Origin of the sequence: Nocardioides ganghwensis, from assembly GCF_014779655.1 — a bacterium.
Classification (GTDB): Bacteria; Actinomycetota; Actinomycetes; order Propionibacteriales; family Nocardioidaceae; genus Nocardioides; species Nocardioides ganghwensis.
In genome coordinates this window covers 1-20,289 of sequence record NZ_JACXYX010000029.1, presented here as the reverse complement: position 1 = coordinate 20,289, position 20,289 = coordinate 1, and the positions used below count along the sequence as shown (strand labels likewise).

Sequence of the window (20,289 nt, the reverse complement as noted above, 5' to 3'; positions counted from 1 at the left end):
TCAGGCAGAAGTTCATCCGCCCTCACTGCCCATGGCAGAACGGGAAGGTGGAGAGGCTGAACCGAACCCTGGCGACCGAGTGGGCCTACCGCCAAGTCTTCACCAGCAACGACGACCGCACCGCTGCACTTGCCCCTTGGCTCGAGTACTACAACACTGAACGCCGCCACAGCTCACTCAAGGGCAAGCCGCCGATCAGCCGACTGCTACCAACCTGATGGCCGGGTACACCTAGTCGCTCCGGTGACGTGCAGGGCTGCGTGGGTGGCACGGAGATAGTCACAAGGGACTACCCAGCCGGAGCCGATCACCTGATTCGGCATCCTCACGATCTTGGCAGAGTTCTCTTCGACGGGTCCTCGCGGGCTCGGAAGCCGAGACTCATCACACAGACACAAGGGGAAAATCATGCTGCAGAACTTCTTCGCCATCATGCTCGCCGGCCGCAAGGACGACGAGAAGGGCGCCACCGCCGTCGAGTACGGCCTGATGGTCGCGCTGATCGCCGCCGCGATCATCCTGGTCGTCGCCGCGCTGGGTGACGAGCTCGTCGCCCTCTTCACCGAGGTCGAGGCCGGCATCTCCGCTCGCTGATGAGCCTCAGGGCCGGCACCTGCCTTCGGGCAGGCGCCGGCCCTGATCTCTCTCGACCAGAGGAGCCAGATCGATGAAACGCATTCTCGAGCGCGACGAGCGTGGTGCGACAGCCGTCGAGTACGGCCTGATGCTCGCACTGATCTGCGGAGCGATCATCCTCTCGGTCGGCCTCTTCGGCGAGGCGGTTGTAGGCCTCTTCGCCGAGATTCCCCCGCGACTCGGGCGCAACTAGACCCGGAGGCGCCAGCGGCCACCAAGACAGGATGGGGCCCGTCGGCTGGAGCCGCACCGGCACCACCGGCACACTGAAGGCGATCGGACCTCCGATCGCCTTCAGTGCATTTGGAAGGACTCACCGAAGAAGGCTGCGAAGCTCCTCGCGCCATGCGCGGGTAACGGCCTCGAGCGGAAGACCCGCCGACTCGAGCTGGTCCGCAAGAGCTGCGCCTCGCCAAGCCCCTTCGTAGACCTTGACCAGACCCCGCTCCCCCAGCCGTTCGGCAATGATCCGACAGGCCAGCCAGGCCTCCTCGTACCGCGCCTGGAGATCTCGGGCGCGGGTGTCGAAGTCGGCGGCTGTCGGCAGCGCATCCGGGACCCCGTCACGCCGCGCCGCCTCGATGGCCCGGCCAAGCGTGACACGATCGGGAAGCCGAGTGTCGCGCAGCGCGACGTAGTCGGCGAATCCCTCCAGCAGCCACGGCTCGACCGGCCTGCGCACCGCGTCCGTGGCGACGTGGACCAGCTCGTGGCTCATCACGACCTGGGCACCCGCACGCCGCAGGCCATCGGTCACCTCGGGGTTCACGAACACGTGGACCGGTGCATCCGGGCCGGTTTCCGTGCCCACCCCGGCGGTGACCGCCGCGATCCCGGCGTACGTCCCGGGTGCGGCGCCCAGCGTCTCGTCGAGGTCGGAAGCACTGGCGGGCACCTCCACGACGACGGGCGAGCTCCACTCGGGCAGGACCTTCGTGACGACTGGGATCCCCCGGGCCACCCGCTCGGCGACGTCGTTCGCCTCGCGCTGCGTTCCGTCAACCAGCACAAGGTGGCTGTCCGAGCGAGCCACTGCCAGCTGCCCCCGCAGCCAGAGCGGCACCCGGCCCTCCGAACCGCCCGACCCGCCGAAGCCGCCGATCGCGAGGGCGTCGCCGTCACGCGTGAAGCTGACCACCACGTCCGCACGCGCCGGCGCCCGGTCGAAGCCGCGGAACCTCCATGTCATCTCGACGACCCCGGACCAGGTGCCGTCGGCGCTCACGGTGCCGACCTGGTCGACGTACCGGGCGGTGACGTCCCGGAGGTCGAGCGAAGCCGCATTGGTGGCGATGCCCGACAACTGGTCCTCCACCTCGGGCGAGTCCTCGGGAGCGAGTCCGGTGAGGGTGTCGGTGTCACGGGCCTCGACACCGGCGGCGAACGAGGCCAGTGCCGCTGCCGCCTCCCCAGGACTGGCGCGCGGCACCTCGACTTGGCGCGGCTCGACCGCGTCCCGACCGTCGCGCGTCAGGGCCACGACCAGCGCGACGACCACGAACAGCGAAAGACCGGCCGCCCACAGGAGTGGGCGACCGGCCTTCGAGGTCTGCTGGTCAGCCAGGGCGGACCGCGCCGACGTAGGGCATCGAGTAGAGGCCCGCGACGGCGACCCCGGTGCCCGGGTTGGCCGCGTGGACGATCATGCCGTTGCCGATGTAGATGCCGACGTGGCTGATCGGGCTGTAGTAGAAGACCAGGTCGCCCGGCTGGAGGTCGCTCGCGGCGATGCGCGGACCCGAGCTGAACTGGGCGCTGGACGAGTGCGGGAGGGACACGCCGGACTGGGCCCAGGCACGCATGGTGAGGCCGCTGCAGTCGAAGGCGTTCTCGCCCATCGCACCGTAGACGTAGGCGTCACCGACCTGGGCCATGGCGTACTGCACTGCGGCGGCGGCTCGACCGGACGCCGGCACCGAGGTGGGCACGCGGGTCGTGCTGCCGCGCGAGGCGAGCACGCGCTCGCGCTCCTCGGCCTCGAGGTCGGAGAGCAGGTCCTTGGCCTCGGCGAGCTTGTCGTCGACGGTGTCCTTCTCGGCGCTCAGCTGCGCGGTGAGCTGGGCGATCTCCTTGGTGCGAGCATCGGTGGCCTCGCGCCGGATCTCGAGCGCCTCGAGCTCGGTGTCGTAGTCGGACAGCAGGGAGGCCTGCAGGTCGTTGAAGGACGACATCGTCGAGAGCGAGTCGAGGAAGGCGCCCGGGTCCTCGGAGACGACGATCTGGCCGACCGTGGAGATGCCCTCCCCCTCGAGCTGGCGGACGACTGCGTCGGAGACCTGCTCGCGGACGTCGTCGAGACGCTCGTCCTGGCGCTCCTGGTCGGCCCTCAGGCCATTGAGGTCGCGGCGGAGGTCGGCGAGGTCGAGCTTGGCGTCGTGCAGGCGCTCCTGCGCGGCCTCGGCCTCGTGGTAGAGCCGGTCGACGCGAGCCTTGACGTCCTTGATGTCCGGGTCGGCCTGCGCGGGGGTCGCGGGCACGAAGGAAATGGCAGCGATCGCGCACAGACCAAGAACGGTCGCGCCAACTCGCTTGCGGGTGTGAGCCACGAGCGGGGGAACTCCTCGGGGTGTCGTACGCCTACCAGGTGAGCTGACGGGTTCGGCACGACTGGCCTACCCCTGCTCCACGCACCGCTCGCGCGGTGCGCCTCACAGGGGATTCACCCCAGGGGGAAGTGTGGTTCCCCGGCTCGCGGACCACGGGTGGTGCGGGGGCGTGGTCCACGACTCGGCGCGACGTCCGCGCGGGCCGGGTGACCCACTGCCACGGACGTCAGCCCACACCCTAAACCGCCCACGGACCCCTCGCCAATCTTCGGGTCATCTCGTGGGAATCCGTGTCGCCGCTCACTCACGCCGACTCGATCACCGGTCCCGCGACGGGCTCCACCAGCCTCAGCGGCGGCACGAGGCCACCCGAGGCCAGCGCGTCGAGCGCAGCCAGCTCGTCGTCGTCGATGGTCAGCTCGGGCGGAGGGCCGAGGAGCACTGTCACCACGCAGTCGTGACAGTGCAGCCCGCGCACCACGCAGGTGTCGCAGTCGATCCGTGTCGTCATGTCCCGAACGGTGACAGGACGCACCGACAACGGGTCCTCGGCGTGTCGCGGGCCGGCGTGTCGGGCTACCCGCCGATGACGCCGAGGAGCGCGGAAGCCGGCACCGATCGTGCCCCGGCCCGCACCACGTCACGGGCGACCGCCTGGTCGTCGCTGACCACCACGACCACCCTCCCCCGCGGCTCGGCCGCGACGAGCTGGCGGATCACGTCGTCCGCGATCACGCCCTCGGGGCTGAACACCACGCGCACGCCGCGCGGTGCCGGCATCGCCGTGCGGACAGCGGACTCGGCGGCGTCGAAGACGACGGTCGTCTCCGCACCTGACCGGGCCACCAGTGGACCGAGCGCCGCGACGAGCCTGCTCCGCTGGGCCTCGAGGCTGGCGGTCGGCCACGCCTGCTTGGTGACGTTGTACCCGTCGACGACCAGCCGCGAGCGCGGCATGGCGAGAGTCTGCTCGAGGAGGGCCGGGGTGGCGGGGGCGCTGGAGGCCGGCGCCGCCTCGATGCCTGCCAGCTCGGCCTCGACGGCGTCGCCCGGCGAGCCACTCACCGGCGGGAGGGCGAGCTCGCGGCGCAGGCCGGTCGCTGCATCGACGACCGCGTCCAGCAGCAGTCGCGCTCGGATGCTCGCGGAGTCACGATCGGAGCGGGCGTCGCGGCGACTCGCCGCGAGCCCGGACTCCGCCTCGTCGAGCTGCGCCCGGAGGCGGCGTACGTCGGCCTCCGCGGCCCGGGTCGCGCGCTCGGCAGCCGCGACCGCCTCGTCGCGGGCGGCGTACGCCGCGTCCCGCTCCTCCTCCGCGGCACGAAGCACTCCCCGGGCCTCCCCCAGTCGCTGGCGCAGCACCTTGTGGTCGGCCTTGGCGCTGTCGAGCTCCTGGCGGTGGAGTGCACGCGCGGCCACGAGCTCGGCCTGGAGGGCAGCCACCTGCGCGGTGAGCCGTGCGTGCTCGGCACTCACCTGGTCGTCGCGCTGCTCCTCGACGCCCAAGGAGTCCGCGACTTCGGAGACCACCGTCTCCCAGTCGCCCTCGCGTGCCAACCACGCACGAGCCGCCGTCTCGACGGGATCGTCCGCGTTGCCGGGCACCGCAGCCACCTGGACGGCGGCGTGCTCGCGGAATGCGTCGTCGGCGAGCGCGGCCCAGATCGCCGCGCCGCCGAGGCGCGCCCGGCGGGCGGGCGCGAAGCCGGCGACCTTGCGCAGCGACGGCGGCACCGGCGTGACCGACGGCAGCACCGCCGCCACCAGGGCGACCACCCGCAGGCGCAGCCGCTCCGGCAGGGGCGCGGACTCGGTCACGGACGTCCTGTCAGCCGGCGGCCGGGTCGGCGGCGGTGTCGGCCGAGGCGCGGTCCACGATCTCGATGGCGTCGGCGCGCCCGCACCAGCGGCAGGACACGGACTCCACGTCCTCCGAGCGCACCGTCTCCTCCTCGACCTGGTGGTCGCCGGCGAGGTCGAAGTGCCAGTACTCTGTCGTGCGCCGGGTGCGCGTCACGTCGAAGCGGGTGAGGTTGCCGCAACCGGCGCAGCGCCACCGCTCGCCGTCGCCCGGAACGCGAAGGTCGGCGGACTGCTCAGGCACGGGTGCTCCTTGAGTGGGGGATCTGGTGGGCGCGGTCAGCGTAGTCCGCGTGGGCTGCCCGCCGATGTCGGATCCCACGTCTAGCGTCGTCGGACATGAGCACCACCGCCGTCCGCCCCTCTCGAGGGACCTCCCGCTGGGAGGCACAGCGCAGCTTCGACGAGCTGGGGCGGCCGTTGCGAGACCTCACCTTCTGCGTCGTCGACCTCGAGACCACCGGCGGTTCGGCCGAGGGCGGGTCGATGATCACCGAGATCGGCGCGGTCAAGGTGCGCGGCGGAGAGGTGCTCGGTGAGTTCCAGACCCTGGTCAATCCCCACACCGAGATCCCGGCGTTCATCGCCGTGCTCACCGGCATCAGCAACTCGATGGTCCACGACGCTCCGTCGATCGAGACGGCGCTGCCGGCGTTCCTGGACTTCGCGGCTGGGTGCGTGCTGGTCGCCCACAACGCTCCCTTCGACGTCGGCTTCCTCCAGCACTTCGCCCGGCAGCAGGGCCGTCCGTGGCCGAAGTTCGAGGTGCTCGACACCGCCAAGCTGGCCCGTCGCGTGATCACCCGCGACGAGGCCCCCAACTGCAAGCTGTCGTCCCTGGCCAAGGTGTTCAACGCCTCGACCACCCCCAACCACCGCGCCCTGTCCGACGCCCGCGCGACGGTGGACGTCCTGCACGGGCTGATGGAGCGACTCGGCAGCCTCGGCGTGCACACGCTGGAGGAGCTCCAGACGTTCTCCTCCCGGGTGAGCACTGCGCAGCGCCGCAAACGCCACCTGGCCGAGGGCCTGCCGCACTCCCCCGGTGTCTACCTCTTCCGCGACGAGCAGTCCCGCGTCCTCTACATCGGCACCTCCCGCGACCTGCGCACCCGGGTCCGCACCTACTTCACCTCGTCGGAGACCCGCACGCGCATGGGCGAGATGGTCGGCCTCGCGACCTCCGTGACCGGCATCGAGTGCGCGACGCCGCTCGAGGCCGAGGTTCGCGAGCTGCGACTGATCGCGGAGCACAAGCCGAAGTACAACCGGCGCTCCCGCTTTCCTGAGAAAGTCCACTTCATCAAGCTCACTCGCGAGGCGTGGCCGCGACTGTCCCTGGTGCGCAAGGTGCTCGACGACGACGCCGACTACCTCGGCCCATTCTCCTCCAAGAAGACGGCCGAGAAGTGTCTGGCCGCCCTTCACGAGACGTTCCCCGTGCGTCAGTGCAGCGGGCGTCTCCCCGTGACGCCATCACGTTCGGCCTGTGTGCTGGCCGAGATGGGGCGGTGCCTGTCGCCCTGCGACGGCTCGACCGACGCATCCACCTACGCCGCCGTCGTGCGCCAACTGCGCGACACCCTCCTCCGCAGTCCGCACGAGGTCGTCGAGGCGATCAACCAGCGGATGACGGCGCTCGCCGATCGCGAGCGCTTCGAGGAGGCGAGTGTCCACCGCGACCGGCTCGCGACGTTTGTCCGTGCCGCCGCCCGCACCCAACGCCTCACGGCGCTCACCCGCTGCCCCGAGATCGTCGCCGCACGGCGCGAGGACAGCGGCCGCTGGTCCGTGCACGTCGTGCGCCACGGCCGCCTCGCCGCGGCCGGGGTCATCCCGCCCGGTGCCGACGCCCACCAGTACGTCCGCGAGCTGACCGCAAGCGCAGAGACCGTCAGCGCTGCCCCCGGACCGGTCCCGGCCGCCACGGCCGAGGAGACCGAGAAGATCCTCCGCTGGCTGGAGTCTCCCGGCGTACGCCTCGTCGACGTCGACGGCGAGTGGGTCTGTCCGCTCGGCGGAGCGGCCCGGCATCTCGCGGTCTACGACGCCGCGAACCAGTCACGGCTCTCGCTCGTGCCGTTCGACGAGCACCGGCTGCCGTCTCCGGTGCACCGCCCCGTGCGGTGAGCCCTCAGTCCAGCCCGATGCTGAACGCAGACTCGAGGTCGTGCTTCGAGTAGGTGCGGAAGGCGATGTGGGTCTCGGTCTCAGTGACGCCCTCGACCTTGTTGAGCCGGTCCGCGACGACGGACGCTACGTCCTCGTGCTCGCGCACCCTGACGAGCGCGATGAGGTCGATCTGGCCGGTCACCGAGTAGACCTCGCTGACGCCGTCGAGGGAGGCGATCGCCTCCGCGACCTCCGGGATGCGCGCGACGTCGGCCTTCACGAACACGATGGCGGTGATCATGGCTTCACCGTAGCGCTCCCGGCGACCGCGGCACTTGCTGCGACCGATCGGTCGGACCCACTAGTCCTTTGTGACTAGGGACGGGTCATTTCGCCCCGCGGTGACTCGCGACACACCTAGCGTGTGACGGTCTGCCACTGCCCGACGAGGGGAACTTTCGGGATGTCACGCTCCACGCACCGCGCCACCGTCCGCCTGCGGATCGCTGCCGCGCTCACTCTGGGACTCGTCGCTGCGACGTTCGGGCAGTTGTCCTCCGCGTCCGCCGTGCCACCGGACATGCCGACCGGCTTGTCGGCGAACCAGCCGGACAGCACGACCACGATCCTGTCGTGGGAGCACGTGCCCAACGCGACACGGTACGCCGTCACGGTCAACGGCATCACGACCAACACGGTCAACAACTCCTTCGTGCCCACCCAGGCGCTGCCGGAGGGCAACCTCGACTGGTCGGTCACTGCCTTCACCGGGTCGGAGGGAGGCGCCCCGGCCTTCAGCACCTTCTCCAGCACCCGGCTCGCCGCGCCCGTCCTGACCTCCCCAACGTCGAACGCGGTCCTGGCTCAACCGACCAACCCCCCGTTGTTGACCTGGTCGCCCTCGGCCGGCGCCACTTCCTACAAGGTGGAGGTGGACGGAGACGCGGACTTCGTCGGCGCCTCTTCCTGGACCACGACCAACACCTCCCTGGTCGTCCCGCTGAACCTCGGTGACGGCGACTGGTTCTGGCGAGTGACCGCCAGCAAGGGCGGCAGCCTCAACTCGCCGGTCAGCGAGGAGCGACGCTTCGTGGTGTCTCCGCTCGCCGCCCCCACGATCACGTCACCGCCCGACGACTCCACCCAGACCCTCCAGGACGTGGTCCTGGACTGGACCCCGGTGCCCGGCGCGGCGTCCTACGACGTCCAGGTGTCGACCGAAGCCGACTTCAGCCAGGGCGCGGCTCTGACCGACAACCGCACAGGAATTCTCGGAACCCGCTACTCCCCCGCCATCACTTACGACAACAAGAGCTACTTCTGGCGGGTCCGGGCCATCGACATGTCCGGCCAGGCGACGCCGTGGACCGCGGCGCGATTCAGCTTCACGCGCAACTGGCCGCAGCGCCCGGCAGCGGTCTATCCGGCCGGCGAGGGCGCCGAGGAGGTGCCGGCTCCGCTGTACTTCCAGTGGTCCCCGGTGCCGCACGCCTCGGAGTACGAGTTCCAGCTCGGAACGCAGGCAAACTTCTCGGTGGGCACCTTCGCGAGCTGCCGAGTGGCGGGCACGACCTTCACCCCGGGAATGTTCGCCGTGAACACGACGGGCATCCTCGCTCCTCCCCGTGTCAACGAGGACTGCATCCCGCAGGCCGGCGAGATCAACTACTGGCGCGTCCGCGGGCTCGACCGCCCGTTCACCAAGTCCGGCGACATCCCGGGGGTTCAGGGCCTGTTCTCCGATACTCAGGCCTTCACCTACATGCCGCTGAGCGTGACCAACATGTCACCGCGCAACGGGGCCCTGGTCGACGTCCCCACACTCACGTGGGACACGGCCGTCGGCGCCGAGTCCTACGAGATCTCGATTCGCAAGGCCAACGGCAACGTGGTCATCACCAAGGAGACCTCGGCAACCTCGTACACGCCCAGCGGGTCCCGCCTCAACCCCGCGGACGGGCCGTTCACCTGGCGGATCACCGCCCTTGGCGCGGACCGGAGTCGGTCCGTGACCTACGTCAACCAGTTCAACGTCACTGGCAACGACCCGACGAGCGACCAGCCGGCACTCACTCCCCTGACACCCACGTCCACCACCACGGGCATCATGACGGCACCATCGCTGACGTGGTCCCCGATGCCTGCCGCCCATCATTACGCCGTCAACGTGGGCAATTCGACCGACGGATCGCAAGTCTGGTTCGGCCACACCTCCGACGACCTCTTCGGCCAGCCGATGCCCTACCCCGCCATGACGGACACGTCCACGCGGCTGCTGTTGCCCGGCGACTACGACTGGCAGGTGACGGCCTACAACGCCGACAACGAGCCGATCGCAACCGGCCCCGAGGGCACCTTCACGGTCGAGGAGATCCGCGCTACGACTGGTCACGCGCTCGCCCAGGGAGGGCAGCAGCTCGATGTCAACTACGACGGGACGAAGAACCCGTGCACGCCCACGACCGGTGGCTGCACCGTCCCCAGCACGCCCGTGCTCAGCTGGACGCCGGACCCGCGGGCGTCCCACTACATGGTCTACGTCGCCAGCGATCCGAGCTTCACCAACCTGCTCGAACCCAGCAACGCGGTGCCCGCGACCCGAAACACCATGTACGCCCCCGCACTGGACAACCGCGCCCACACCTACCCCGACAGCCAGGCGGGCCAGTCCTACTACTGGCACATCCGCCCGTGCCGCACGAGGCTGAACTGCGGGCCCGACCCCGTCTCCCAGACCGACGTGGCGCAAGGCACCTTCAAGAAGCGGTCCCCCGAGGTCCAGGGCCTCACCAGCACCAGCCCGACCGGCACCGAGATCACCTTCAGCTGGACCGACTACTGGGCGACCAACCAGGAGCAGCCGTGGGCACAGACCGCTGAGATCCCCAACCAGTCCGCCAAGCAGTACCGCATCGAGGTCGACGACGACGCGTCCTTCGCCGGCACCCTCATCGACTCCGCGCTGGTCGACCAGACGACATACACCTCATCCGATGACCTCTATCCCGAGGGCACGCTCTACTGGCGGGTCCAGGCCGTGGACAGCGACGACAACGGACTGGCGTGGTCCGAGGTGCAGACCTTCACCAAGCAGAGCCCGCAGGTGAACCTGACAGCGCCGATCAACAACGCCGGCGTCGCGGGCACGGTCCCGTTCCGCTGGGCGTCGCAGGCGTTCGCCAAGTCATACGACATCGAGGTCTACGCCAACGACGACAGCACGTTCTCCACGGCCAACAGAGTCACCTACGCGTCGGCAAGCAACCTGCGCAATGCAGCGTTCGTGCCCGCGCAGACACTCCCCGCGTCCGACGCGTTCTACCTCTGGCGCGTCCGACGCACGGACGCCGACAACAACAAGGGACCGTGGTCCGTAGGCGGCCGATTCAAGGTCACGGCAGGTGCGGTGCAGCTGCTCACCCCGGCCCTGGGGGGCTCGACGCCGCCGAACGGTGCAGTGCTCCAGTGGAGCCAGATCACGGGAGCAGCGACGTACGCGGTGACGTTGTCGCCCCCATCGGGGGTGCCGCAGACCTTCGTCACGGCAGCAAGCGCCTACGCGCCCCTGACCAACCTGGTCAGCGGCACGTACCAGTGGACCGTCACCGCGAGGGACGCGAGCGGCAACGCGATCGGCTCCGCCTCTTCGTCGTTCACCGTGAACAACCAGCTCCAGGCCTCGCTCAGGCCCGTCATCGAGACACCGGAGGGCACCGGACTGGGCAAGACGCTCACACTCAGCGCGCCAGCGTGGACACCCGCCGGCGTCAGCGTGACCACCACCTACCAGTGGCAGCGGGACGGCATGGGGATCACCGGCGCAACAGGTACGTCGTACACGCTCGTCAACGCCGACTTCGGGAAGTCGATCACGGTCAAGGCCACCGGCAAGGCGCCCGGTTATCTCGACGGCGTCAGCACCAGCCTGCCGATCTCGCCGACGTCCGGCGACGCGATCGCCAACGTGACACCGCCCAGCATCACCGGGTCGCCCGTTGCCGTGGGGAACCGCCTCACCGGCAACAGGGGTACGTGGCCGACCACGTATGGCTCAATGAACTACACCTACGCGTGGCTGCGCGATGGCGCACCGATCGCAGGGCAAACGACGATGTACTACACGCCCGTCGCCGCCGACGTCGGTACGGACATCATCTTCCGGGTGACGGCTTCGGCCACTGGTTACACCGACGGCGTTGCCCAGTCCAACCCCGTCCGGGTTGAGACGCTCGCTCCCCTCTCCGGTCCGCAGGTCGGGGCGCCCTCCGGCACTGGCGTGGGTGCTGGGCTGGTCGGCCAAGCCCCCGCGTGGAACCAGCCCGACGTCACCACGACGTACCAGTGGCTCCGCAGCGGCACTGCGATCCTGGGAGCGACCACCCTGTCCTACACGCTCACGGTCAACGACCTCGGCAAGGAGATCTCGCTCCGGGCGATCGGCAAGAAGTCCGGGTTCCAGGACAGCGTGGCGGTCAGCAACGTCGTGGTGGCCACGGCAGGCGGCGCGCTCCAGGCGACTGTGCAGCCGGTCATCACGGGCACGGCCACTGCGGGCAGCAACCTGAAGGTGGAGCCCGGCACATGGTCCCAGCCGTCCCCGACCTTCAGGTATCAGTGGCTACGCGACGGAGTCCCAATCCCCAACGCGACGAGTGTGACCTACCGCCTCTCCCCCGAGGACGCGGGCAAGAACGTGTCCGTCACCGTCCTGGCCTCGAAGACCGGCTTCGCCGACGGCTCGGCCAACGCGGCGGCAGTGGCCGTCGCCAGGCTGAAGTCGACCGTTGCAGGCGCTCTCAAGGCCTCTCGCATCAAGGTCGGGACGCGGGCAAAGCTGAACATCACGGTCACCGTCGCCGGACTCAGCACGCCGACAGGCGTGGTCCAGGTCCTCGACAAGGGCAAGAAGATCGCCCAGTTCACCATGGCGCCTGTCCACAAGGGCAAGAAGACCCTCAAGCTGCGCAAGCTCCCCAAGGGCAAGCACAGGCTGCAGGTGGTCTACCTCGGCAACGGCCAGACGTTCGGTTCGAAGTCCAAGAGGATCATCCTCTACGTCGTGAAGTAGGGCTGGAGGTCACGGCGGGATTAGTCTCCCGCCGTGACCTGGCTCGCTGACCACTGGCTCGACGTCTTGGGATGGGGCGGCAGCGCACTGCTCGTCTACTCCCTGCTCCAGGCCAGCGTGCTGCGGCTCCGGGTGCTCAACGCCGTTGCCTGCGTGATCCTGATCGTCTTCAACGCGGTCCTCGAGGTCTGGCCGATGGTCGGCATGAACACCGTCCTCGTGGCGATCAACCTCTGGTTCATCGTCCAGCTGCTGCGGGCGCGCCACGACGAGTCGGCGTTCGACGTGCTCGAGGTCGCACCTGCCGACGAGTACCTGCGCCACACCCTGCGCGTCCACGGCGCCGACATCCTGAAGTTCAACCCCGACTTCGTCCACGACCCGTCGGCGGACCAGGAGTCCTTCCTGATCCAGAAGGGCGACGAGACCGTCGGTGTCGTGCTGCTCCGCAAGGAGGGCGACACGGCGGAGGTGCTGCTCGACTACGTGACTCCGCGCTACCGCGACTTCTCCCCCGGCGAGTTCGTCTGGCGCCGCAGCGGGCTGCTCACCGACCGCGGCATCCGCCGAGTGGTGACGCCGCCCGGCATGGTCGGCGCCTACTACGACCGGCTCGGCTTCCGCCGCGAAGGCGAGTCGTACGTGCTCGAGCTCTGACCCGCCGGCTCAGGCCGAGCTCGCCGCCACCCATCCCTCCAGCGCGGCATGCGCCGCCCCGGAGTCGATCGCCTCGGCGGCCTTGGCCACCCCCGCGACGAGCGCGGAGTCAACGTCGTCGTCCGGGGTGTCGTAGACCGCGAGCGCGGCGCCCGCGTTGAGCACCACCGCGTCGCGGACGGGTCCGGGAGCGCCGGCCAGCACCCGGCGTACGACCTCGGCGTTGTGCGCGGCGTCGCCGCCGCGCAGGTCCTCCGTGGTCGCCCGCGCGATGCCGAGCGAGGCCGGGTCGACGGTGTGCTCGGTGACCTCGCCGCCGTGGACGCGCCACACCGTCGAGGTGGTGGTCGTCGTCAGCTCGTCCAGGCCGTCGTCACCGCGGAACACCCAGGCGTCCACGCCGCGCTCGGCCAGCACACCGGCCATCACCGGGGCCATCCGCGGGTCGGCACAGCCGATGGCCTGCGCCTGCGGGCGAGCGGGGTTGGTCAGCGGGCCGAGGATGTTGAAGGTGGTGGCGATGCCGAGCTCGCGGCGCGGCACCGCCGCGTGCCGCATGGCGGGGTGGAAGGCGGCCGAGAAGCAGAACGTGATGCCGGCCTCCTCGGCGACCTCCGCGACCCGCGCCGGGGCGAGGTCGAGGCGGATGCCGAGGGCCTCGAGGACGTCGGCGGACCCCGACTTCGACGATGCCGAGCGGTTGCCGTGCTTGACGACCCGCGCCCCCGCGCCGGCCGCGACGATCGCCGCCATCGTGGAGATGTTCACCGACATCGACCGGTCACCGCCGGTGCCGACGATGTCGAGCAGCCGGCCCGGCACCGAGATCGGGTTGGCGGCGGCGAGCATGGCCGCCGCGATCCCGGAGACCTCCTCGACCGTCTCCCCCTTGGCGCGCAGCGCCACGACGAGCCCGGCGAGCTGGACGGGCGTCGCGGCTCCGGCGAACACCTCGTCCATGGCCCATCGCGCCTGCTCGGTCGTCAGGTCGCTCCCGGCGACCAGCGTGGAGAGGACGTCGGGCCAGGTGTGGGACATGGGTTCAGGCTAGTGGCGACCCCGACCGGGGCGGCCGGGCGTGTCAGGACGTGGCCGGCACCGACGGGCGCAGCAGGCCGATCACGGCCTCGGCGAGCTGGATCGGGTCGATCGGGTGCGGGACCGCGGCCTCGGCGCGCGACCACGTGGCGAGCCAGGCGTCCTGGGGCCGACCGGTGAGCACGACGACCGGCGGGCACTCGTAGATCTCGTCCTTGAGCTGCTTGGCGATGCCCATGCCGCCGGCGGGGACGGCCTCGCCGTCGAGGATGGCGAGCGCGATGTCGCCGCGGTCCATGTTCTGCAGGACGACGGGCTCGGTGGCGACCTCGACGTACTCGAGCTCCGGCAGGTCGGGGTGCGGGCGACGACCCAGCGCGAGGATGACCTGCTGGCGGGTGTTCACGTCGTCGCTGTAGACGAGGACCTTGAGGGAACGCTCTGCGGCATCAGTCACGGGGGCATCGTATAGGCCTCGGTTTCGACACGCTCGCTGCGCTCGCTGCTCAACCAGCGGGCGGTCGTCGCTGCGCTCGCTGCTCAACCAGCGGGCGGTCGTCGCCTCAACCACCGGGGGTGGGCGTACGCCTCTCCGCCAGGTCGAGCCGCCGGTCCTCGCGCGCCGCCTCCTTCATCGACGAGCGCACCCACTGGATGAAGAGCACGGCGAAGAACAGCACGCCGATCAGGTCGCCGCTGGCCCAGAGGATCCCGCCGGCGAGGTGCTGGTCGTCGATCGCCGGCGGCAGCCACGCGCCCATGGGCCCCTCGCGTAGCTCGAGGTAGTGCGATCCCCCGATCAACGTGGTCTGGCCCATGATCGTGACGCCGAGGAAGGCGTGGAACGGCAGTGTCATCAGCGTGAGCAGCACCCGGAACGGGTGGCTCACACGCCCCGGCACCGGGTCGACCCCCATCAGCGGCCAGAAGAACAGCGTCCCGACCAGCACCAGGTGGATGTGCATCATCTGGTGGACGTACGCCGAGCTGAGGCTGGCGTCGTACCAGGGGCTGAAGTAGAGCGCCCAGGGCGAGACGACGTACAGCACGAACGCGAGCGGCGGGAACGCGAGGACCTTTGCGACCCGCGAGTGGAGCACCGCCAGCAGCCAGCGGCGCGGCCGCGCGGGGAGCGTACGGAGGGCGAGCGTCACCGGCGCGCCGAGCGCGAGTGCGAGCGGGACCACCATCGACAGGAGCATGTGCTGGACCATGTGCACGCTCAGCAGCGTGGTGTCGTAGCGGCCGAGGCCCGACATCGTCGCGAACGCGAACGACCCCATCCCCAGACCCGCGAACGCCAGCGTCCGGCCGACCGGCCAGCGGTCCCCGCGGCGACGCAGCACGAGCACGCCCCAGGCGTACAGCCCGACGGCCCAGACCGTCACCACGAACGGGATCGGGTCGATCCCCCAGTCCGTGACGACCCGGCCGAGGGTGAATTCCGGCAGGACTTCGGCGGCGTCCGCGGAGGCGTCGGAGAGGGCGGTCAGCACGCTGTGAACTTTATGACGTGGCTGTACAGGGGGTCGGGGTGCCCCTTGTCGTCCCCAGCGGCCATAATGTCTGCGTGGCGACAGCAACTGCGACGATTCCGGCCTCCCGTCTGCACGGGCACCACGACCGACCGAGCATGGTCAGCGTGGGCACGATCATCTGGCTCTCGAGCGAGCTGATGTTCTTCGCGGCGCTGTTCGCCGCCTACTTCACCATCCGCGCGGTGAGCCCCGAGCTGTGGGCGCAGGAGACGGCCGACCTCAACGTGCCGTTCGCGACCGCCAACACCGCGATCCTGGTGGCGTCCTCGTTCGCCTGCCAGTGGGGCGTCTTCGCCGCGGAGCGGGGTCAGGTCGGGCGCACCGGCGGCCTGCTCAACGTCGGCAAGTGGGGCCTGCGCGAGTGGTTCATCCTCACCTACGTGATGGGTGCGATCTTCATCGGCGGCCAGGCCCTGGAGTACGCCGAGCTCGTGCACCACGGCATCACCATGGGCAGCTCGGCCTACGGCTCGATGTTCTACCTGACCACCGGCTTCCACGGCCTCCACGTGACCGGTGGCCTGATCGCCTTCCTGTTCGTCCTGGGCCGCACCTACCTGGCCCGACGCTTCACCCACGAACAGGCCGTGACCGCGATCGTCGTGTCCTACTACTGGCACTTCGTCGACGTGGTCTGGATCGGCCTGTTCTTCACGATCTACGTCATCAAGTAATCCCCCTCGTCCCGCAACCGGCAAGGACTCATCGTGCGTTTGCTCAACCGAACCGCTGGTCGCCTCTCCCGGCACCGTCGGGGACCACTTGCGGGTCTCGCGGTGCTGCTGCTGGGGCTCGTGATCAGCGGCTCCCTCTACACGGCCTTCTCCCCTGCTCAGGCTGACAGCCAGCCGAGCGAGACCGAGCAGGTCGCGCAGGGCAAGGAGCTCTTCCTGGCCAGCTGCTCGTTCTGCCACGGCCAGAACGGCGAGGGCGTGCCGACCGTCCGCGACGGCTACCAGCTCGGCCCGTCGCTGGTCGGCGTGGGTGCCGCCGCCGTCGACTTCCAGGTCGGCACCGGTCGCATGCCGATGGCGAGCCCGGGAGCGCAGGCTCCGCGCAAGAAGGTCGTGTTCACCGACGAGGAGATCGAGGCGCTCGCCGCCTACGTCGCCTCGCTCGGCCCCGGCCCCGCGATCCCCGACGAGTCCGACTACTCCATCGAGGGTCTCTCGGAGGAGGAGCGCGAGGAGGCCATCTCCCGCGGCGGCCAGATCTTCCTCACCAACTGCACCGCGTGCCACAACTTCAACGGTGCCGGCGGCGCGATGCCGCGCGGCGGGTACGCCCCCTCCCTCCACGGTGTCGAGGGCAAGTACATCTACGAGGCGCTGCTCACCGGCCCGCAGCAGATGCCCAACTTCAGCAACGGCAACCTCTCCCCCGAGGAGAAGCGCGACGTCATTGCCTACCTCGGTAGTCTCGAGGAAACCCCCGAGTACGCCGGCTTCACGCTCGGTGGACTGGGCCCGGTGTCCGAGGGCCTGTTCGCCTGGGTGGTCGGCATCGGTGGACTCGTGGGTGCAGCGGTCTGGATCGCCTCGCACACGACGCGCAGCAACAAGAGCAAGGTGGACGCGTGAGCAACGACAACACCCTCGACACCTATGGCTCGCACGTGCCCGCACACCGCGAGTCCGAGCCGATCCCCGACCCCGGTCTCCCGGCGCACACCTGGCGTCCGACCGACGTCGACCCCAAGGCCGAGAAGCGTGCCGAGCGCCAGATCGCCGCGATGTTCATCGCCGCGATGGTCTTCGCCGTGCTGTTCGTGGTCGCCTACTTCTCCTTCGAGGTCGGCGACAACTGGGACACCTTCGCCGGCATGGGCGCCTCCACCGTCTCGCTCGGCGTGACGCTCGGCATGAGCCTGCTGCTCATCGGCGCCGGCATCATCCACCTGGCCCGCAAGCTCATGTCCGACCACGAGATGGTCGAGATGCGGCACCCCGCCGCCTCCCCGCCCGAGGACCGCGAGGCGACCGTCCAGGCGCTCAACGACGGCCTCGACGAGGCCGGCATCGGCCGCCGCCCGCTGGTCCGCAACACGATGCTCGGCGCCGTCGGCATCCTCGGCCTCCCCGCGGTCGTGCTGCTGCGCGACCTGGCGCCGGGCAACGCGATGGACATCAACAAGCTCGCCCACACGATCTGGGAGCCGGGCATGCGCCTGGTCCGCGACGTCGTCGGCACGCCGATCCTCGCCAGCGAGGTCGAGACGGGCGACCTGATCAACGCCGCGCCCGAGGCGATGTTCCCCTCCGAGGAGAACGGCTACCCCGAGCTCCACGGTGCTGAGGAGCAGGCCGAGAAGGCCAAGGGCGCCATCATCATCGTCCGGATGGACCCCGACGAGATCACCCCGCTCGAGGGCCGCGAGAAGTGGACCGTCGACGGCATCATCTGCTACTCCAAGATCTGCACCCACGTGGGCTGCCCGATCTCCCTCTACGAGCGCACCACCCACCACGTGCTGTGTCCGTGCCACCAGTCGACCTTCGACCTCGCCGACCACGCGCGGGTCGTCTTCGGTCCGGCTGCCCGCCCTCTCCCCCAGCTGCCCATCGCGGTGGACGACGAGGGCTACCTGGTCGCGCAGAGCGACTTCACCGAGCCCATCGGGGCGAGCTTTTGGGAGCGTGAGAAGCTGTGAGCACCGACTCCAGGCTGGACACCAGCAAAGTGGCGACCAGCAACCGCACGGACGCGGCGACCGCCTCGAAGCCCGGTCCGGCCGGCTCGCTCGCCACATGGGCCGACGACCGCCTCGGCCTTGCCTCGGCCATGAAGAAGAACCTGCGCAAGGTCTTCCCCGACCACTGGTCGTTCATGCTCGGCGAGATCGCCCTGTGGAGCTTCGTCGTGCTGCTCCTCACCGGTGTGTTCCTCACCCTGTGGTTCAACCCGTCGATGGGTCACATCACCTACGAGGGCTCCTACGACCAGCTCCGCGGCGTCGGCATGTCGGAGTCGATGGCCTCGACGCTGCACATCTCGTTCGACGTGCGCGGCGGACTGCTGATGCGCCAGATGCACCACTGGGCGGCGTCGATCTTCATCGCCTCGATGATGGTCCACCTGCTGCGGGTCGCCTTCACCGGCGCCTACCGCAAGCCGCGTGAGCTCAACTGGGTCATCGGCTGCCTGCTGCTCCTCCTCGGCACCCTGGAGGGCTTCACCGGCTACTCGCTCCCCGACGACCTGCTCTCGGGCACCGGCGTCCGCGCCGCCGACGGGTTCCTGAAGGCCACCCCGGTGGTCGGCACCTACATGTCGTTCCTGCTGTTCGGCGGCGAGTTCCCCGGCGAGTCGATCATCCCGCGTCTCTACATCATCCACGTGCTCCTGATCCCGGGCATCCTGCTCGCGCTGATCGCCGCGCACATGCTGCTGCTCGTCTACCACAAGCACACGCAGTGGCCGGGCCCCGGCCGCACCGAGCAGAACGTCGTCGGCTTCCCGATGCTGCCCGTGTACGCCGCCAAGGCCGGTGGCTTCTTCTTCATGGTCTTCGGCGTCACCGCCATCATGGGCGGCCTGATGTCGATCAACCCGGTGTGGAAGTTCGGCCCCTACGACCCGACCAAGGTGACGGCCGGCTCGCAGCCCGACTGGTACATGGGCTGGCCCGACGGCCTGCTGCGCATCATCCCCACCGGCTGGGAGTCGGTGATCTTCGGTTACACCATCTCGTGGAACGTGCTGATCCCGATCCTGCTCCTCCCGCCGCTGATGCTGGTCATCCTGATGCTGCTTCCCTTCATCGAGGGCTGGATCACCGGCGACAAGCGGGATCACCACCTGCTCCAGCGCCCCCGCAACGCGCCGACGCGCACCGCGGTGATGGTGTCCCTGATGACCTTCTACGGCCTGGCCTGGGCCGCGGGCGGCAACGACATCATCGCCATCAAGCTCGACCTGAGCATCAACCAGATCACCTACTTCATGCGAGTGGCGGTCTTCGTCGGCCCGGCGATCGCGTTCTGGATCACCCGCCGCTGGTGCATCTCGTTGCAGCGCCACGACAACGAGAAGCTGCTCCACGGCTACGAGACGGGCATCATCACCCGCTCGCCCGAGGGCGCCTACGCCGAGCGGCACCTGCCGATCAGCGAGACGGCCGCCTACACTCTCACCGCGCGTGACCGTGACGAGGTCTACACCGTGGGCAGCGACACCGACGCGTCGGGCGTGGCGTCGCCCAACTCCCGCTCGGAGAAGCTGCGCGCCAGGTTGTCGTCGTGGATGTACAGCCACAACGTGCAGAAGCCCACGCGCGAGGAGCTCGAGGCGGCGCATCACCACGCCGAGCACGAGGCGGAGCTCCAGTCGGGCCTCGACCACCCGGTCGACGGTCACCAGTTCGACGACCACCGCCTGCGGGACACCACCGACGTGCCGCTGCGCGACCACTGAGTCACCGCTCCACGCACGAGGGCCCGCCGGGATCATCCCGGCGGGCCCTCGTCGTTGATGGCGCTGTCCCCCGGGGCGCGCGCGGGCGGTGCGTGAGACATGTTCTGGGGCACGAGAACCTGCCTCACTCACCGCTCCTCCGCGCACGCCGTACGACACGCCCGCGGGCGGTGCCTGAGCCACATCCGACAGGCCCCAAAGGTGGCTGGGCCACCGCTCCCCCGCGCACGCCGTACGACACGCCAGCGGGCGGTGCCAGAGCCACATCCGACAGGCCCCAAAGGTGGCTGGGCCTGTCGGCAACGCTCGAAAATGAGGCCGATCCGACGCTCGAAAACGAGGCCACCGGTTCGTGCTGCTTAGTCTGCCGTGTCTTGGGTTCTGATGCTGGGCAGGGTGTCGATGCCGCGGTTGCGTAGCC

The 20,289-nt window shown here is 69.7% G+C and carries 19 protein-coding genes and 1 riboswitch; of the genes, 10 read left to right on the top strand and 9 right to left on the bottom strand.

Translation table 11 applies throughout. The annotated features are described in order from the left end of the window. The 3 genes from IEZ24_RS21270 to IEZ24_RS21260 all read left to right on the top strand — a co-directional run. The coding region (locus IEZ24_RS21270) for an integrase core domain-containing protein (RefSeq protein WP_191192878.1) at positions 1–218 on the top strand (218 nt) is incomplete at its 5' end. A 190-nt stretch (positions 219–408) separates the two neighbouring features. Continuing rightward, positions 409–594 carry a Flp family type IVb pilin gene (locus IEZ24_RS21265; RefSeq protein WP_129457130.1) on the top strand — a complete coding sequence of 62 codons (186 nt, stop codon included), beginning with the start codon at positions 409–411 and terminating at the stop codon, positions 592–594. A gap of 73 nt (positions 595–667) precedes the next feature. Next, positions 668–829, top strand: coding sequence for a Flp family type IVb pilin (locus tag IEZ24_RS21260; protein WP_129457129.1), 162 nt, complete (start codon positions 668–670; stop codon positions 827–829). A gap of 120 nt (positions 830–949) precedes the next feature. Here the strand turns inward: IEZ24_RS21260 and IEZ24_RS21255 are convergent, their stop codons facing one another. The 5 genes from IEZ24_RS21255 to IEZ24_RS21235 all read right to left on the bottom strand — a co-directional run bounded on the left by IEZ24_RS21255 (position 950) and on the right by IEZ24_RS21235 (position 5,286). Then, on the bottom strand, positions 950–2,134 hold the full coding sequence (locus tag IEZ24_RS21255) for a hypothetical protein (protein ID WP_129457128.1): 1,185 nt from the start codon (positions 2,132–2,134) through the stop codon (positions 950–952). A 58-nt stretch (positions 2,135–2,192) separates the two neighbouring features. Then, the gene (locus IEZ24_RS21250) at positions 2,193–3,113 is read right to left on the bottom strand and encodes a C40 family peptidase (protein WP_242498630.1); all 921 of its coding nucleotides are present in this window, start codon (positions 3,111–3,113) and stop codon (positions 2,193–2,195) included. A 95-nt stretch (positions 3,114–3,208) separates the two neighbouring features. Beyond that, a riboswitch (cyclic di-AMP (ydaO/yuaA leader) is annotated at positions 3,209–3,369 on the bottom strand. A 117-nt stretch (positions 3,370–3,486) separates the two neighbouring features. Beyond that, complete coding sequence (locus tag IEZ24_RS21245) at positions 3,487–3,693, bottom strand: hypothetical protein (protein ID WP_129457126.1); 207 nt, start codon at positions 3,691–3,693, stop codon at positions 3,487–3,489. Positions 3,694–3,758: 65 nt separating this feature from the next. Next, on the bottom strand, positions 3,759–5,000 hold the full coding sequence (locus IEZ24_RS22510) for an NYN domain-containing protein (RefSeq protein WP_129457125.1): 1,242 nt from the start codon (positions 4,998–5,000) through the stop codon (positions 3,759–3,761). Positions 5,001–5,010: 10 nt separating this feature from the next. Then, positions 5,011–5,286: a hypothetical protein gene (locus tag IEZ24_RS21235; RefSeq protein ID WP_129457124.1), complete on the bottom strand. Its 276-nt coding sequence runs from the start codon at positions 5,284–5,286 to the stop codon at positions 5,011–5,013. A 95-nt stretch (positions 5,287–5,381) separates the two neighbouring features. On the opposite strand from IEZ24_RS21235, the gene IEZ24_RS21230 reads away from it, so the two are divergent. Next, positions 5,382–7,172 carry a DEDD exonuclease domain-containing protein gene (locus tag IEZ24_RS21230; RefSeq protein ID WP_129457123.1) on the top strand — a complete coding sequence of 597 codons (1,791 nt, stop codon included), beginning with the start codon at positions 5,382–5,384 and terminating at the stop codon, positions 7,170–7,172. A 4-nt stretch (positions 7,173–7,176) separates the two neighbouring features. Here IEZ24_RS21230 and IEZ24_RS21225 read toward each other — a convergent pair whose 3' ends face one another. Beyond that, positions 7,177–7,455, bottom strand: a complete 279-nt coding sequence (locus tag IEZ24_RS21225; protein ID WP_129457122.1) for an Lrp/AsnC family transcriptional regulator — start codon at positions 7,453–7,455, stop codon at positions 7,177–7,179. Positions 7,456–7,617: 162 nt separating this feature from the next. Here IEZ24_RS21225 and IEZ24_RS21220 point away from each other — a divergent pair, with 162 nt between their 5' ends. Beyond that, positions 7,618–12,222 carry an Ig-like domain repeat protein gene (locus IEZ24_RS21220; protein WP_129457121.1) on the top strand — a complete coding sequence of 1,535 codons (4,605 nt, stop codon included), beginning with the start codon at positions 7,618–7,620 and terminating at the stop codon, positions 12,220–12,222. A 33-nt stretch (positions 12,223–12,255) separates the two neighbouring features. Further along, the gene (locus IEZ24_RS21215; RefSeq protein ID WP_129457120.1) at positions 12,256–12,879 is read left to right on the top strand and encodes a hypothetical protein; all 624 of its coding nucleotides are present in this window, start codon (positions 12,256–12,258) and stop codon (positions 12,877–12,879) included. Between the two features lie 9 nt (positions 12,880–12,888). On the opposite strand, the gene trpD is transcribed toward IEZ24_RS21215, so the two are convergent. From trpD to IEZ24_RS21200, 3 genes are all read right to left on the bottom strand, one after another. After that, complete coding sequence (gene trpD / locus IEZ24_RS21210; protein ID WP_129457119.1) at positions 12,889–13,917, bottom strand: anthranilate phosphoribosyltransferase; 1,029 nt, start codon at positions 13,915–13,917, stop codon at positions 12,889–12,891. A gap of 43 nt (positions 13,918–13,960) precedes the next feature. Next, positions 13,961–14,374 (bottom strand): Rv3143 family two-component system response regulator, encoded by a 414-nt coding sequence (locus IEZ24_RS21205; protein ID WP_129457118.1) that lies wholly within the window; start codon positions 14,372–14,374, stop codon positions 13,961–13,963. Between the two features lie 106 nt (positions 14,375–14,480). After that, positions 14,481–15,413 carry a cytochrome c oxidase assembly protein gene (locus IEZ24_RS21200; RefSeq protein ID WP_129457117.1) on the bottom strand — a complete coding sequence of 311 codons (933 nt, stop codon included), beginning with the start codon at positions 15,411–15,413 and terminating at the stop codon, positions 14,481–14,483. A 17-nt stretch (positions 15,414–15,430) separates the two neighbouring features. Between IEZ24_RS21200 and ctaE the strand changes: the two genes are divergently transcribed. From ctaE to qcrB, 4 genes are read left to right on the top strand one after another with little or no spacing between them, the layout of a single operon-like run. Then, complete coding sequence (ctaE, locus tag IEZ24_RS21195; RefSeq protein ID WP_439116377.1) at positions 15,431–16,129, top strand: aa3-type cytochrome oxidase subunit III; 699 nt, start codon at positions 15,431–15,433, stop codon at positions 16,127–16,129. 33 nt (positions 16,130–16,162) lie between these two features. Beyond that, a complete protein-coding gene (gene qcrC, locus IEZ24_RS21190; RefSeq protein WP_129457115.1) occupies positions 16,163–17,035 on the top strand; it encodes a cytochrome bc1 complex diheme cytochrome c subunit in 873 nt (290 codons plus the stop codon). Beyond that, a complete protein-coding gene (qcrA, locus tag IEZ24_RS21185) occupies positions 17,032–18,105 on the top strand; it encodes a cytochrome bc1 complex Rieske iron-sulfur subunit (RefSeq protein WP_165356220.1) in 1,074 nt (357 codons plus the stop codon). Before qcrC ends, qcrA begins: the two co-directional genes overlap by 4 nt. Next, positions 18,102–19,868, top strand: coding sequence for a cytochrome bc1 complex cytochrome b subunit (gene qcrB, locus IEZ24_RS21180; RefSeq protein WP_242498628.1), 1,767 nt, complete (start codon positions 18,102–18,104; stop codon positions 19,866–19,868). The genes qcrA and qcrB overlap by 4 nt, the downstream gene beginning before the upstream one ends. Positions 19,869–20,289 lie beyond the last annotated feature (421 nt).

Coding starts and splice junctions, on each gene's coding strand:
- IEZ24_RS21265 (WP_129457130.1), top strand. CDS start 409: ATGCTGCAGAACTTCTTCGCCATCATGCTCGCCGGCCGCAAGGACGAC.
- IEZ24_RS21260 (WP_129457129.1), top strand. CDS start 668: ATGAAACGCATTCTCGAGCGCGACGAGCGTGGTGCGACAGCCGTCGAG.
- IEZ24_RS21245 (WP_129457126.1), bottom strand. CDS start 3,693: ATGACGACACGGATCGACTGCGACACCTGCGTGGTGCGCGGGCTGCAC.
- IEZ24_RS21230 (WP_129457123.1), top strand. CDS start 5,382: ATGAGCACCACCGCCGTCCGCCCCTCTCGAGGGACCTCCCGCTGGGAG.
- IEZ24_RS21225 (WP_129457122.1), bottom strand. CDS start 7,455: ATGATCACCGCCATCGTGTTCGTGAAGGCCGACGTCGCGCGCATCCCG.
- IEZ24_RS21220 (WP_129457121.1), top strand. CDS start 7,618: ATGTCACGCTCCACGCACCGCGCCACCGTCCGCCTGCGGATCGCTGCC.
- trpD (WP_129457119.1), bottom strand. CDS start 13,917: ATGTCCCACACCTGGCCCGACGTCCTCTCCACGCTGGTCGCCGGGAGC.